The organism is Corynebacterium comes, assembly GCF_009734405.1.
Classification (GTDB): domain Bacteria; phylum Actinomycetota; class Actinomycetes; order Mycobacteriales; family Mycobacteriaceae; genus Corynebacterium; species Corynebacterium comes.
The window spans coordinates 243,594-257,714 of sequence record NZ_CP046453.1; the positions used below are offsets into that span (position 1 = coordinate 243,594).

Sequence of the window (14,121 nt, forward strand, 5' to 3'; positions counted from 1 at the left end):
GTTCCGATGAGGACGTTCCGCCGGAACGCGCGGCCGAACTGTCGGCGATGCTCGATCAACCTCCGATCCGGGACGTGGTGCGGCTCGTCGAGCGCTCGACGGCGACGAGAGCGGCTGTGGTGCTGCGGCTTCTCTCACGTCGTCGGTCGATCCAGGTTTTCGACGCCCTCGACGCCGCGCACCAGGCCGACCTCATCGATGCGCTGGGCGACCGGGCCGTCTATGAGTTCTTCGCGGAACTGGATCCGGATGACCGGGTCTCGCTTCTCGACGAACTGCCCGCGGAGATCGCCGAACGCTTCATGCGCACCCTCGACGACTCCGAACGTGACATCACCGGGGTGGTCCTCGGCTACCCGAGGGGCTCCATCGGTCGTCGCATGTCACCGGAGGTGCCGCACATCTACGAAGACATGAGCGTCGACGAGACGCTGGAGAAACTGCGTCTGGTGGCCGATGATGTGGAGACGATCTACACCCTGCCGATCATCTCCCGCGACCGACTGCTGGTCGGCGTCACCTCTCTGCGGAAACTGTTCACCGCGGAAGGCTCGGCCGGGGTCGCGGAGCTGATGGATGAGCCCGTGTTCGCCGGCGCACACGATGATGCGGAGGAGACCGCCCGCTGGTTCCTGCCGCTGGATATTCTGGCGATGCCCATCATCGACGAATCCGGTCGGCTCGTGGGCATGCTCACCTTCGATGACGCCGTCGACATCGTTGAGGAGGCCGATTCCGAGGACGCCGCACGTTCCGGCGCCCATGAGCCGCTGCAGCAGCCGTACCTTTCGACGTCGCTGTTCAGGGTCGTGCGGTCACGCATCGTGTGGCTGCTCGTCCTGGCGGTCTCCGCCCTTCTGACGGTCCAGGTGCTGGGCGCCTTCGAGGACACCCTCGCGGCGGCCGTTGTGCTCAGCCTCTTCATCCCGTTGCTCACCGGCACCGGTGGCAACACCGGCAACCAGGCCGCCACCACCGTCACCCGTGCCCTCGCCCTCGGCGACGTCCGTCCACGCGACGTCCTCTCCGTCGCATGGCGCGAGCTGCGAGTCGGCATGCTCCTGGGTGCGCTGCTCGGCGCCATCGGCTTCATCCTGGCGTCATTGGTGTTCGGCCTGGACATCGGCATCGTCATCGGGTCCACGCTGTTCCTGGTGTGCACCATGTCCGCGACGGTGGGTGGGGTCATGCCGATCATCGCGAAGAAGGTCGGCGCTGATCCGGCGGTGTTCTCCAACCCGTTCATTTCCACTCTCAGCGATGCCACGGGTCTTGTTGTGTATTTCCTCATCGCAAAATCTGTGATGGGCCTATAAACTGTCGCGCGACCCCTTTCTTCTCCCCCCGAACTAGGGGGGAGCTCGTGTAGTTCTTCTGCTGTTTCGCCAGGTGAGTGTGCGGTATGCGTACGGGTGACTCAAGTCGCCCAATTGGCGTAAAGTGCTCCGCTCCACTTAGGTATCTCCCAGCAAGTGTGAGCACTCCAGCTCCTGTCCACGTACTTCGAGAGAAGGATCGAGCATTATCATGAGCACTCTTCAGGCCCCAGAGGTGGGAGATCAGGTCGAACCGGCACCTGATTACCTCGACGAGGCTCGCGACCCCCGCGAATGGCACCGCCAGGCCTTCGGCATCATCGTCGGCCTGATTCTGGCCGGGCTCGTCTACCTGTTCTTCCCGGCTGATGCCGCGGAGACCGTCCTCCAGTCCGCCGGTGCGGACCCGGAGTCCGAGTACTCCCACCAGGCCATGCGCGTCGTCGCCGCCACCACTGTGCTCATGGGTGCCTGGTGGATGACGGAGGCCATCCCGCTGGCAGCTACGGCACTGCTGCCCATCGCCATCTTCCCGCTCTCTCAGGTGGCCACCTTCGCGGACGTGGGCTCGCCCTACGCCAGCTCGACGATCTTCCTCTTCCTCGGCGGCTTCCTGCTCGCACTGGGCCTCCAGCGCTGGGACGTGCACCGCCGCATGGCGCTCGCCGTCGTGCTGGCGGTGGGCACCAGTCCCAAGCGTCTCATCCTGGGCTTCATGATCGCCACGGGCTTCCTGTCGATGTGGGTCTCCAACACCGCCACCGCCGTGGTCATGCTGCCCATCGGCATGTCCGTCCTGCACCTGACCGCCGGCCTGGTGGGCGGCATGCACCACCAGAAGAAGTTCGCCACCGGCCTGATGCTGGCCATCGCCTACGCGGCCTCTATCGGCTCGCTGGGCACCCTCATCGGTACCCCGCCGAACGCCCTGCTGGCCGGTTACATGGAGGAGGCGCACGGCATCACCATCGGCTTCGGCCAGTGGATGATGGTCGGCGTCCCGGTTGCCGTGATCTTCACCATCCTCGCCTGGCTGGTGCTGATCACCGTGTTCAAGCCGGAGATGGACAAGATCCCGGGCGGCCGTGAACTCATCCGCCACGAGATCGAGAAGATGGGTCGCTGGAGCCGCCCGCAGATCATCGTGACGATCATCTTCGTGGCCGCCGCCCTGTCCTGGATCTTCATCCCGCTCGTCATCGACTGGCTCGGTGTGGACGTCGGCTACAACGACGCGCTCGTCGGCATCATCGCCGGCCTGCTGATGTTCGCGATCCCCGCGGACCCGAAGACCGGCGTGCGCATCCTCGACTGGAAGACCGCCAATGATCTTCCCTGGGACGTCCTCCTGCTCTTCGGTGGTGGCCTCTCCCTGTCCGGCATGTTCACCGCCACCGGCCTGTCCCTGTGGATCGGTGAGAAGGCCAAGGCTCTGGAGGTCCTGCCGACCTTCCTGCTCATCGCCGCCGTCGCCGCCCTTGTTCTGGTGCTCACGGAGTTCACCTCCAACACCGCCACCGCCGCCACCTTCCTGCCCATCATGGGTGGTGTTGCGGTCGGTATCGGCCTGACGGGTGCCACCGACATGAACATCCTCCTGCTGACCATCCCGGTCGCACTGTCCGCCACCTGTGCGTTCATGCTGCCTGTGGCCACCCCGCCGAACGCCATCGCCTTCGGTTCCGGTTACGTCAAGATCGGCGACATGCTCAAGGGCGGCGTCTGGCTCAACCTCATCGCGGTCGTTCTGATTACCCTGGCGACCTATTTCGTCGCCATCCCGGTTTTCGGCCTGGTCATCTAAACTCCTTCTGACCAGCTGATTTGTTTGTTCTCCGGGCTGCCATGTAGTGTTAGTCCTCGTTGCAAGGCAGTAGCCGGGAACAACGCCGGGCGCCCGTAGCTCAACGGATAGAGCATCTGACTACGGATCAGAAGGTTGGGGGTTCGAATCCCTCCGGGCGCACCAAAGAGAAACCCCAGACAGATTTCCTGTCTGGGGTTTCTGCTGTGCGGGGAGGCCCTTGGGCTCTGGTGGTCGTGGCAACACACCGACTTCGCCACCCTGACTTCGTCGCTCGACACCCCGACATCACGGTGGTGTCCGGTGGCGAGAAGTCGGTGTTAAGCCATCGCCATCCTCATCTCGAAGCCCTTGCGCCCCGGAGCTGGGGCGCGGCCCTAGAAGATGTCGATCCGTCCGCCCAGGGTCTCGGCCTGCTCCAGCTGGCGGACCCAGCCCGGTGCACCCGGGTTGAGGCGCAGGAGCGGGCGGGAGGAGATCTTCACGGGGGACACTGACTCACCGCGGGCACCGTGGCGGGCCTCGAAACGCACCCGGGCGGCGTAACCGGTCTCGGCGAGCGTGGTGATGTCGGGGAGTGGTTTGGCCAGGGAGTCGCGGGCGTCATGGAGCAGGTCGAGCGCTTCGTCGAGGGCGAGGACGACTGCCTCGGCGTTGGTTTCGCACATGGCACGCACCAGTGAAGGCTGGGTTCCCGCGACACGTGTGGAGTCGCGGAAGCTGCCGGCCGCCAGTGACTGGGCCAGTGCGCCGCCGTTGTCGCCGACGATGGCGAGGGCCTCGGCGAAGATGTGCACGAGGTGGGAGACTCTGGCGACTGCGGCGTCGTGCCGCCCGATTCGGGCGGGGATGGCGTCGGCGCCCACCCCGAGGATCATGTGGGCGACGTCGGTCCACAGCGCGATCCACTCGTCGGAGGCGTCCGCGGCGTGGTCGTAGGTGATCACCCAGGCTGCGCGGGTGAACAGGCCCTGACGGGAGGCGTTCCAGCCGGATTCCGCGGTGCCGGCCATGGGGTGGCTGCCGACGTACCGGTCCTCCAGTCCGCGCTCCCTGATCAGCTCATAAACCGCGGCTTTGACGGACACGACGTCGGTGATGCCGCAGGAGGGGGCGAACTCGATGATGGCGTCAAGGAGCCCCGGGATGGCGGGCATCGGCGTCGCCAGGACGATGATCGCCTTGTCCTGTTCAGCACGCCGGAGCGTGGCTGTGAGATCGTCGGAGGCGTCGAAGCCGTCGTCGGTGGCGGCACGGGAACCGGATGCGGAGCGGTTGTAGCCGTAGACGTGGACTCCCTGAGCGGCGAGGTCGCGCATGAGGGATCCGCCGATGAGGCCGAGGCCGAGGATGCAGATGGAGCGGGAAAGGTTCGTCGAGGTCACCTGACAAGTGTGGCACAGGCAGACTAATCTCACCCGTATGGAACACGAGGAGTACGGCCAGAGTTTCGCCGTCACGGTCACCCGCACGGAGGGTGAGTGGGTGGTGCGTGCTTTTGACGATGACTTCTCCTCGCTGGACGCCTCCGTCCGGGCGGTTCGGGCTCTGCGCAGCGAAGGCCCGGCATTTGCTCTGCTCTGCGTCGACGACGACTACTTTGTCATCGTCCGCCCCAACCCCAACGGTGTGCAGGCGCTGCTGTCGGACGCGACGATGGCGGTGGACGATGATTTCGCCGCCTCCGTGCTCGAGGAGCTCGACGCGGAGATCCCCGACCTGGACCCGGACGAGCTCGACGAGGTCGACGGCTGGGCGGACGGCGATTTTGACCTGCTCGCTGACCTGGGCCTGAGCGAGGAGGTGCTCGGTGTGATCGTGGATGACACGGATACGTGGCCCACGGAGCAGCTCATCCGGATCGCCGAGGAGCTGGGGTTCGCCGACGAGTTCATCGCCGCCGTGGGGATCGACGATTAGCGTCCTGCCCCGTGAGGAAGATCTGCTCCGTGCCGAGCGGCTCATGCGCCGCGCCATCGAGGTCGCCCGCACCACACCTGAGGGAGACGTCCCCGTCGGCGCCGTCCTCTTCGGCCCTGACGGGCGGGAGCTGGCCACGGGCACGAACCGTCGCGAGGCTGACCGCGATCCCACCGCCCATGCGGAGATGCTGGCGATACGCAGGGGCGTCGAGAAGCACGGCGACTCCTGGCGTCTGACGGGCTGCACCCTCGTGGTCACGCTCGAACCGTGCACCATGTGTGCCGGCGCCATCCTCGGCGCACGCGTGGGCGAGCTCATCTTCGGCGCTTTCGAATCCAAGACCGGCGCCTGCGGCTCGCTCATCGACGCCGTCCGTGCCCCCGGTCAGCTCCATCGCCCCGCTGTCCGCGCAGGCGTGCTCGAGGGGGAGTGCGCAGGGCTGTTGGGGGATTTCTTCGGATCGTTACGTTGATGTTATGCGAGATTCGTCATATGTCGTTACCGTGGGAGGAACATGCACACCGATCTGATCCACGAAAGTGAGTGAACATCATGAGCACATTCGAGAACAAGGCAAAGGACCTCGGCGGCAAGGCCAAGGAGGGCTTCGGCAAGGCGACCGGCAATGAGCGACTGGAGGCCGAGGGAAAGGCCGACCAGACCAAGGCCGACATCAAGGAGGGCGCTGAGAGGGCCGGCGACAAGGCCAAGGAGGCCGGCGACCGGGTCCTCGGCGCTTTCCAGGACGACGACAAGCGCCACTGACCCGGCGCCGGTGATTTGGCACGTCCGGACCCACTCGTTTACTCTTGACCGAGGTCGGTTATCGGCCTGAGTAAGGTGGCGTGTCCGAGCGGCCGAAGGTGATCGCCTCGAAAGCGATTGTTGGGTAACCCCCAACCGAGGGTTCAAATCCCTCCGCCACCGCAGCTGAAGGCCCCGACGAGAGTCGGGGCCTTCTGTTATTGCCGACGACCTCGGTAGACTGTCCCTGTTTGATCGTCGACAGTGGTGAGGAAGCCCAAACCCCGTGGCTAAATTTCTGTTCAAGCTGGGCCGTTGGTCCTTTCACCACAAGTGGATCGTCATCCTCCTGTGGCTGGTGACCCTGGCCGGTGTCGCGGGTGCTGCGATGACCTTCCAGAAACCCTTCTCCAACCAGTTCTCCATCGGCGGCACCCCGTCCATCGACGCGACCTACACCCTGGTGGAGAAATTCCCCGAAGGCGGTAACCCCGTCAACGCGGCCGGTGTGAACGTGGTGTTCGCGGCCCCGGAGGGGCAGACCCTGTCGGAACCGCAGAACTCGGCGGCCATCGACAGGGTCGTCGGCCACATCGAGGACAACCTGCCGGACCTCACGGGAACGGAGCGCTTCGGCAACCCGGTCGAGGTCTCCCCGGCCCTCCAGGAGAGCGTCATCTCCATGATGACCGAGCAGGGACTGCCGGAGGAGACCGCCCGCGCCGACGCAGACAACCTCAGGATGCTCTCCGAGGACGGCCGCATCGGCTACACCACCTTCACCATCGACGTCGCCTCGTCGATGGACGTCACGGACGAACACCGCCGGATCGTCAACGACGCGATGGATCTGGGGCGTGACGCCGGCATCGGGGTCGAGGCCGGTGGAGCCGGTTTCGGTGATCCCATCGAGATCAAGACGAGCAGTGAGATCATCGGCCTGGCGATCGCCTTCGTGGTGCTCATCTTCACTTTCGGTTCCCTCCTGGCCGCCGGGCTGCCGGTGCTCACCGCCGTGATCGGCGTGGGAATCGGCGCCCTGGCGATCATGATCGCCACCGCGTTCGTCGAGCTGAACAACATCACCCCGGTGCTGGCCGTGATGATCGGCCTGGCCGTCGGCATCGACTATGCGCTGTTCATCCTCTCCCGCTACCGGGTCGAGAGGGAACGCATGGCCGCCGACGAGGCGGCCGGCATGGCGGTGGGCACCGCCGGGTCGGCGGTCGTCTTCGCCGGCGCGACGGTCATCATCGCTCTGGCGGCGCTGGTGATCGTCAACATCGAGTTCCTCACCGCCATGGGGCTGTCCGCCGCGTTCACGGTGTTCGTCGCAGTGCTCGTGGCGCTGACCTTCATCCCCGCCCTGCTGGGCATCCTCGGTGACCGCACCTTCGCCGGCCGGGTGCCCGGGGTGGCCGGCAACCGGCCCAAGAAGCACATCCGGGAGGGTCGTCCACGCAGCCAGCGGCCCACGATGGGTAACCGGTGGATTCACTTCGTCCGCCGCGCACCGGGGCTGGTCATGGCCGTCGTCGTGCTCTCCCTGGGCGCGATGTCCTACCCGGTGCTCAACATGGAACTGTCGCTGCCCTCGGACTCCACCTCCAACCTGGACACCACGCAGCGCAAGTCCGCGGACCTCATGGCGGAGGGCTTCGGCGAGGGCGTCAACGCCCCCTTCCTGGTCATCGTCGACGGGGATGACATCAACGTCGATGCTCCGGCGCTTCAGCCGCTCATCCTGGCGCAGGAATCGATGGCGACGGAGGATGCGCCGGTGGACCGTCGTCAAGCAGCCGTCACCAGCTCCTTCCTCTACACGGTCGGCCAGCTGAAGAACGTCGGCGGCGTCAAGCACGCGCAGCTCATCGGCATGAACGCCGACACTAATGCGGCCCAGATCCTGGTGACTCCGCAGACCGGTCCCGACGACCAGTACACGGCACAGGTCTCCCACGCTCTGCGCGAGCAGGCGGTGCAGATCTCGGACGCCACGGGAGCGGAGATCGGCCTGACCGGCCTCACCGCCGTCCAGATGGACATCACCGAACGTCTTTCCGGCGCGATGCCCGTCTATCTGGCCATCGTCGTCGGCCTGGCGATCCTGCTGCTGCTGGGCGTCTTCCGCTCCGTGATGGTGCCGGTCGTCGCCGGCCTGGGCTTCCTGCTCTCGGTGGGCGCGGCCTTCGGCATCACGGTGCTGGTGTGGCAGGAGGGCCTGTGGGGCCTGGTGAACACCCCCGCCCCGCTGATCTCGTTCATGCCGATCTTCCTCATCGGCGTCACCTTCGGCCTGGCCATGGACTACCAGGTGTTCCTGGTCACCCGCATCCGCGAGCACTACATCAGCATGCGGGTGAAGGAACGCGCGGACCCGGATTCCGACACCCCCCGGGCGGTATCCAAGCTCGATGCCGTGGAGCAGGCCACCATCATCGGTTTCACCAACGGCGCGCGCGTGGTCACCGCCGCCGCGCTCATCATGATCGCCGTGTTCGCCGCCTTCATCGACCAGCCCCTGCCGTTCATCCAGATCTTCGGTTTCGCCCTGGGCGCGGGCGTGCTCTTCGACGCCTTCTTCATCCGCATGGCGCTGGTACCCGCGACGATGTTCCTCATGGGCAACGCCACCTGGTGGATCCCGCGCTGGCTCAACCGGCTCATCCCCCGCATGGACATCGAGGGCACCGCGCTGGAGAAGGAGTGGGAGGCCAGGCACGCCGCAGAGCAGGAGCACCGGAAGCAGATGGGTACGGTGGCATCATGACGGATCTCTCTTTCACCCTCGGCACCGAACTCGAATCCGGCCCCGGCAGGCACGGCCGTACCGGCGTCATCCACACCCCGCACGGGGACATCGCCACCCCGGCGTTCATCCCCGTGGCCACCAAGGCGACCGTGAAGACACTCACGCCGGAGCAGATCCGGGAGACCGGCGCGCAGGCGATCCTGTCCAACGCCTACCACCTCTACCTGCAGCCTGGTGCGGACCTCATCGACGAGGCCGGGGGAGTGGGCCGCTTCGAGAACTGGTCAGGACCCACCTACACCGACTCGGGCGGGTTCCAGGTGATGAGCCAGGGCTCCGGCTTCCAGAAGACCATCTCCATGGATGCTGCGGAAGCCATGGCGAACGGCCATCTGCCCGCGAAGAAGAACATGGCCAAGGTCGATGAGGACGGCGTTGACTTCACCAGCTTCATCGACGGTTCACGTCACCGTTTCACGCCCGAGATCAGCATGCAGATCCAGCACCAGCTGGGCGCGGATATCCTCTTCGCCTTCGATGAGCTGACCACCCTCATGGACACGCGTGAGTACCAGGAGGCCTCCGTCGAGCGCACCCGCCGCTGGGCGCAGCGCTGCCTCGTAGAGCACGACCGTCTCACCCACGAGCGCGCGGACAAGCCCCTGCAGTCCCTGTGGGGCGTCGTCCAGGGTGCGCACTATGAGGACCTGCGTCGCCAGGCCACGCGCGGCCTCGTGGAGCTTTCCGACGCCGCCGTCGACCAGGGCCACCGCGGCTTCGGCGGCTTCGGCATCGGGGGTGCCCTGGAGAAGGAGAACCTGGGCACCATCGTCGGCTGGGTCTGCGACGAACTGCCGAAGGACAAGCCCCGCCACCTGCTGGGCATCTCCGAGCCGGATGACATGTTCACCGCCATCGAGGCGGGCGCGGACACCTTCGACTGTGTGGCACCCACCCGGCTGGCACGTCGTGGCGGCGTCTACACCCTGGATGGCCGGATGAATCTCGAGGGCGCACGCTTCAAGCGTGACTTCCGGGGCATCGACGAGGAGTTCGGCGGGTACGTCTCCGAGAACTACTCCCGGGCCTACATCCGCCACCTGTTCAAGGCGAACGAGTTCCTCGGCATGACCCTGTGCACGATCCATAACCTGAGCTTCATGATCCGGCTGGTGGACAACATCCGCCTCTCGATCGACGGCGGCTACTTCGAGGAATACCGCGACGAGTTCCTGGGCCGCTACTACGCGGCCAAGCCGTAACCCTCCCGCTTCTTCACCCACCCGATCACCGCGTAAGTGACCGGCAGGAGCAGGACCTCGATGAGCGTCTTCCACAGGAAACCGACGATGACGAAGTTGAGCAGGTCAGGCGCCGTCGAGATGCCGATGACCGGGGCTGCGATGAGGCAGAACAGCAGCGTGTCGCCGAACTCTCCCACGACGGTCGAACCGATGAGGCGGGCCCACAGTGACTTCTCGCCGGTACGACGCTTGATGGCGACGAGCACCCACGAGTTGAGCAGCTGCCCCACGACGTAACCGGCCAGCGACGCCACCACGATCTGCGGCACCAGACCCAGGACGTGGGTGAACTCGTCCTGGGACTCGTAGAAGCCGGCCGGTGGCAGCCAGATCGCGATGTAGAAGGACGCCACGGCGAGAAGCGTCACCGCGAAACCGGTGAAGATGGCGCGCCGGGCGGCCTTGAAGCCGTAGCACTCGGCCAGCACGTCGCCCAGGACGTAGGCCAGGGGGAAGAGGAAGAAGGCTCCGTCCGTGATCAGCGGACCGATGGCCACGCCCTTGGTGGCCAGGATGTTGGAGATGAGGAACACCGCGATGAAGAGCGCCACGATGACGGGGTAGTAGGTACGCTGCAGCGGGATGAACTGCGCCTCTGTTCTGGTCATGTGAGACATGGTCGCACATCGCTATCCTGGGGTCATGACTGAGCACGCTGGCCGCTATGCCCCTTCGCCGAGTGGTGACCTCCACTTCGGCAATCTCCGGACCGGGCTCATCGCCTGGCTCTTCGCCCGCCAGACCGGCAGGAAGTTCCTGCTGCGTGTGGAGGACGTGGACACCCAGCGCTCGACCATCGACTCCGCCCACCGTCAGATCGACGACCTGCTCACCCTGGGCCTGACCTTCGACGGCGACATTCTCTACCAGTCGGAGCGTTCTCATGCCTACCAGCGGGAGCTCGACCTGCTCACGGCCCGTGGCCATGTCTACGAGTGCTACTGCTCGCGCCGGGAGATCCAGGACGCTCCCCGCGCCGCCCACTCCGCCCCCGGCAGCTACCCGGGAACCTGCCGGGAGCTTTCCGACGCCGAGCGGGAGGAGCGTCGGGAAGCACTCGCCCGGGAGGGCCGCAGCCCGGCACTGCGCCTGCGTTCGGAGGTGGACACCTTCACCATCCGGGACTTCTACCACGGCGACTACACCACCGAGATCGATGACTTCGTGTTGCGCCGCGGCGGGCAGGACACTGACTGGGCATACAACCTCGCCGTCGTCGTCGATGACGGATTCCAGGGCATCGACCAGGTCGTCCGCGGCGATGATCTGCTGCCCAGCACCCCACGCCAGGCGTACCTCGCGAGCCTGCTCGGCATCAGGGTGCCCGAATACGTGCACGTCCCACTCGTGGTCAACGAGGCCGGCCAACGACTGGCCAAGCGCGACGGCGCGGTCACCCTCAGGGAGATGATGCTGGAGGAACCGGTCCACCACATCATCGAGAAGCTCGCCGGTTCCCTCGGCTACCCGGGGGTGTCCACGTTGAACAAGCTGCTCAAGGTGTTCCGCCCGGAGGACCTTCCGCGTGAACCCCTGGTGTGGCGCTGACCGTTTGGGTATCTTCGGGCCCAACCGTACATATGCGAGGAAGGCCACCATGAGTCAGGATCAGATCGCCGCACGCATCGTCACCACCACCCAGGACGCCGTCATCTACGCCGACCGCGACGGAACCATCCGGCTGTGGAACGTCGGTGCCGAGCGCATCTTCGGGTGGAGTGCCGAGGAGGCCCTGGGGGAGCGTCTGGACATCATCGTCCCGGAAAAACATCGCAAGCCGCACTGGCGGGGCTGGTACCGCGTCATGGACACCGGTCTGACCCGTTACGGCGCTGACCCCCTCGCCGTGCCCGGGCTGCGTAAGGACGGCAGCATCGTCTCGCTGGAGTTCTCCATCACCATGCTCAAGGATTCCCAGGGCACCATCGAGGGCATTGCCGCCATTCTCCGTGACGTGACCAAGCGCTGGCATCGCGAACGGGAACTGCGCGGGCGTGTGAGTGAGCTGGAGGCGGCCCAGGTCCAGTAAAATCCACCTGGAAACGCAAAAAACCCCTGGTCACCCAGGGGCTTTGCTGTGGCGGAGGATAAGGGATTTGAACCCTTGAGGGGATTTCTCCCCGCACGCGTTCCAGGCGTGTGACATAGGCCGCTAGTCGAATCCTCCAGGCCGAACACTGCAGCACGGCTGCTGTGTTCTCGCAAAACAATACACAAGGTCGGCGGAAAAACACAAATCGCAGGTCATGCCCCTGAACCCCGTGCCCGGCCGGTGGGTGAGTTGGCCTGCGGGCCGGGGAATGGGTTAGAGTTATCGGCAGGATCCCGTGCGGCGTCCATCTTGTGAACTCCCCCAGGGCAGGAATGCAGCAAGGGTCAACGAGCTCTGGCGGGTGCGCGGGATCCCCTTATTTTCTCTTTGCGTCTAACATTGTGGCCGTACACTCCCCACGGAAGGTAGGCCCTCAACATGACGCTCCTCGACTTCGATTCAGACCGCCTGGCACAGTTCTCGGCGCAGGTCCGCGCCGATTATGAAGAGCTGAAGGCGAAGAACCTCAAGCTTGACCTGACGCGGGGAAAGCCCTCCTCTGAACAGCTCGATTTCGGCGAGTCCCTTCTGGCGCTCCCCGGCGAGGGCGACCACATCGATGCCGATGGCCAGGACGTGCGCAACTACGGCAACCTCAAGGGCATCCGCGATATCCGTGAGCTGTGGGCAGAGGTGCTGGGTGTGAACCCGGAAAACCTCCTGGCCGGTGACGCGTCGTCGCTGAACATCATGTTCGACCTCGTCTCCTGGTCCTATGCCTCCGGCAACAACGATTCGGAGCGTGCCTGGAAGGACGAGGAGAAGGTCCGCTGGATCTGCCCCGTCCCCGGCTATGACCGCCACTTCACCATCAGCGAGCACTTCGGCTTCGAGATGGTCACCGTCCCGATGCTCGAGGATGGCCCGGACGTGGCGGCCATCAAGGAGCTGGTGAAGGATCCGCAGGTCAAGGGCATGTGGGCGGTGCCGACGTTCGGCAACCCGACCGGCATCACTTTCTCGGAGGAGGTCTGCCGCGAACTGGCCACCATGGAGACCGCCGCCCCGGACTTCCGCATCGTCTGGGACAACGCCTACGCGGTGCACACGCTGACGGGCGAGTTCCCCCCGATCCACGACGTGGTGGCGTTCGCGGAGGAGGCCGGCAACCCTAACCGTTTCTGGGCGATGTCCTCGACCTCGAAGATCACCCTCGCCGGCGCCGGCGTGAGCTTCTTCCACTCATCCAAGGCGAACCTCGACTGGTACCTCAAGATCGCCGGTGTCCGCGGTATCGGCCCGAACAAGGTCAACCAGCTGGCGCACGCCCGCTATTTCGGCAACGCGGAGGGGGTCCGTGCCGTGATGCGCAAGCACGCCGGCTCTCTGGCCCCGAAGTTCGCCCGTGTCGTGGAGATCATGGAGGACCGCCTCGGCGAGTACGAGGTGGCCCGCTGGACCGAACCGGAGGGTGGTTACTTCATCTCCCTCGACGTCATTGACGGCACCGCGTCCCGCGTCGTCGAGCTGGCCAAGGAAGCCGGCATCGCCCTGACCGGGGCGGGTTCCTCCTTCCCGCTCAAGGATGATCCCAACAACCGCAACATCCGCCTCGCCCCCTCCCTGCCGCCGGTGGAGGAGCTCGAGGTCGCGATGGACGGCGTGGCCACCTGCGTGCTGCTCGCGGCCGTCGAAAAGCTCGGGGCTTAATTGGACCGGGCGCAGATCACCCACTGGTTCGACCAGCTCATCCCGGCTGAACTGGAGTTCCGGGCAGACTCGGCGGTGGCGGACCTGGGCGAGGGCCAGCGGGTGGCGCTGACGGTGGGTTTCTCGGACGTGGATACGGGACTGGTCGCGGTCGACGGCGGCGAAGAGGTGCGCTCCGAGCTGATCCTGGTCGCCCGCGCGGAGGAACAGCAGCTCGCCGACACTCTTGCGGCCGCCGCGACGATGCTTTCCGACGTCAACGGGATCCTCCCCGCGCAACCCGGCACCATGCTGCCGAACCTCGCCGGGAAGGCGGGCCTGCAGGACGTGAGCGTCATGCACGGCCTGTTCGTTCCGCCGTATCTGTGGGGCGGCGAAACCCCGCGTTTCACCGAGGGGGGTCGCCTCACGGTCCTTCTTCAGCTGGTCATGCTCACCGACGCCGAGTACGCCTACGCGGTGGAGGAGGGCCCCGGCGGGCTGCAGCAGGCGCTGGGCGAGGCGGGCATTGATCTTCTCGACTGGCGGCGCTGACT

The 14,121-nt window shown here is 65.6% G+C and carries 13 protein-coding genes, 3 tRNA genes and 1 other RNA gene; 14 read left to right on the plus strand and 3 right to left on the minus strand.

What is annotated here, in order from left to right; translation table 11 throughout:
- Positions 1-38: 38 nt before the first annotated feature.
- The 3 genes from mgtE to CETAM_RS01200 all read left to right on the plus strand — a co-directional run bounded on the left by mgtE (position 39) and on the right by CETAM_RS01200 (position 3,285).
- Positions 39-1,316 (plus strand): magnesium transporter, encoded by a 1,278-nt coding sequence (gene mgtE / locus CETAM_RS01190; protein WP_407923977.1) that lies wholly within the window; start codon positions 39-41, stop codon positions 1,314-1,316.
- A gap of 211 nt (positions 1,317-1,527) precedes the next feature.
- Entirely contained in the window at positions 1,528-3,120 is a 1,593-nt protein-coding gene (locus CETAM_RS01195; RefSeq protein ID WP_156226702.1) for an SLC13 family permease, read from the plus strand.
- A gap of 89 nt (positions 3,121-3,209) precedes the next feature.
- Positions 3,210-3,285: transfer RNA gene (locus CETAM_RS01200), tRNA-Arg, on the plus strand.
- Positions 3,286-3,497: 212 nt separating this feature from the next.
- Here CETAM_RS01200 and CETAM_RS01205 read toward each other — a convergent pair.
- Positions 3,498-4,505, minus strand: a complete 1,008-nt coding sequence (locus tag CETAM_RS01205; protein ID WP_156226703.1) for a prephenate dehydrogenase — start codon at positions 4,503-4,505, stop codon at positions 3,498-3,500.
- 37 nt (positions 4,506-4,542) lie between these two features.
- Here CETAM_RS01205 and CETAM_RS01210 point away from each other — a divergent pair, with 37 nt between their 5' ends.
- From CETAM_RS01210 to tgt, 6 genes are all read left to right on the plus strand, one after another.
- Positions 4,543-5,040, plus strand: coding sequence for a tRNA adenosine deaminase-associated protein (locus CETAM_RS01210; RefSeq protein ID WP_156226704.1), 498 nt, complete (start codon positions 4,543-4,545; stop codon positions 5,038-5,040).
- Positions 5,041-5,083: 43 nt separating this feature from the next.
- On the plus strand, positions 5,084-5,515 hold the full coding sequence (locus CETAM_RS01215; protein WP_156226705.1) for a nucleoside deaminase: 432 nt from the start codon (positions 5,084-5,086) through the stop codon (positions 5,513-5,515).
- A gap of 80 nt (positions 5,516-5,595) precedes the next feature.
- Entirely contained in the window at positions 5,596-5,808 is a 213-nt protein-coding gene (locus tag CETAM_RS01220; RefSeq protein WP_156226706.1) for a CsbD family protein, read from the plus strand.
- Between the two features lie 74 nt (positions 5,809-5,882).
- A tRNA-Ser gene (locus tag CETAM_RS01225) sits at positions 5,883-5,970 on the plus strand.
- A gap of 103 nt (positions 5,971-6,073) precedes the next feature.
- The gene (locus CETAM_RS01230; protein WP_156226707.1) at positions 6,074-8,557 is read left to right on the plus strand and encodes an MMPL family transporter; all 2,484 of its coding nucleotides are present in this window, start codon (positions 6,074-6,076) and stop codon (positions 8,555-8,557) included.
- On the plus strand, positions 8,554-9,801 hold the full coding sequence (gene tgt, locus CETAM_RS01235) for a tRNA guanosine(34) transglycosylase Tgt (protein ID WP_156226708.1): 1,248 nt from the start codon (positions 8,554-8,556) through the stop codon (positions 9,799-9,801). The genes CETAM_RS01230 and tgt overlap by 4 nt, the downstream gene beginning before the upstream one ends.
- On the opposite strand, the gene CETAM_RS01240 is transcribed toward tgt, so the two are convergent.
- A complete protein-coding gene (locus tag CETAM_RS01240) occupies positions 9,783-10,451 on the minus strand; it encodes a queuosine precursor transporter (protein WP_231587542.1) in 669 nt (222 codons plus the stop codon). The genes tgt and CETAM_RS01240 overlap by 19 nt on opposite strands.
- Before the next feature lie 34 nt (positions 10,452-10,485).
- Here CETAM_RS01240 and gluQRS point away from each other — a divergent pair, with 34 nt between their 5' ends.
- Entirely contained in the window at positions 10,486-11,391 is a 906-nt protein-coding gene (gene gluQRS / locus CETAM_RS01245; protein WP_156226710.1) for a tRNA glutamyl-Q(34) synthetase GluQRS, read from the plus strand.
- A 49-nt stretch (positions 11,392-11,440) separates the two neighbouring features.
- Entirely contained in the window at positions 11,441-11,872 is a 432-nt protein-coding gene (locus tag CETAM_RS01250; RefSeq protein WP_156226711.1) for a PAS domain-containing protein, read from the plus strand.
- 49 nt (positions 11,873-11,921) lie between these two features.
- On the opposite strand, the gene CETAM_RS01255 is transcribed toward CETAM_RS01250, so the two are convergent.
- A tRNA-Ser gene (locus tag CETAM_RS01255) sits at positions 11,922-12,010 on the minus strand.
- A 149-nt stretch (positions 12,011-12,159) separates the two neighbouring features.
- Between CETAM_RS01255 and ffs the strand changes: the two genes are divergently transcribed.
- The 3 genes from ffs to CETAM_RS01270 all read left to right on the plus strand — a co-directional run bounded on the left by ffs (position 12,160) and on the right by CETAM_RS01270 (position 14,119).
- Positions 12,160-12,258, plus strand: an RNA gene (gene ffs / locus CETAM_RS01260) — signal recognition particle sRNA small type.
- A gap of 55 nt (positions 12,259-12,313) precedes the next feature.
- Complete coding sequence (locus CETAM_RS01265; RefSeq protein WP_156226712.1) at positions 12,314-13,585, plus strand: aminotransferase class I/II-fold pyridoxal phosphate-dependent enzyme; 1,272 nt, start codon at positions 12,314-12,316, stop codon at positions 13,583-13,585.
- A complete protein-coding gene (locus CETAM_RS01270; protein WP_231587543.1) occupies positions 13,586-14,119 on the plus strand; it encodes a suppressor of fused domain protein in 534 nt (177 codons plus the stop codon).
- Positions 14,120-14,121 lie beyond the last annotated feature (2 nt).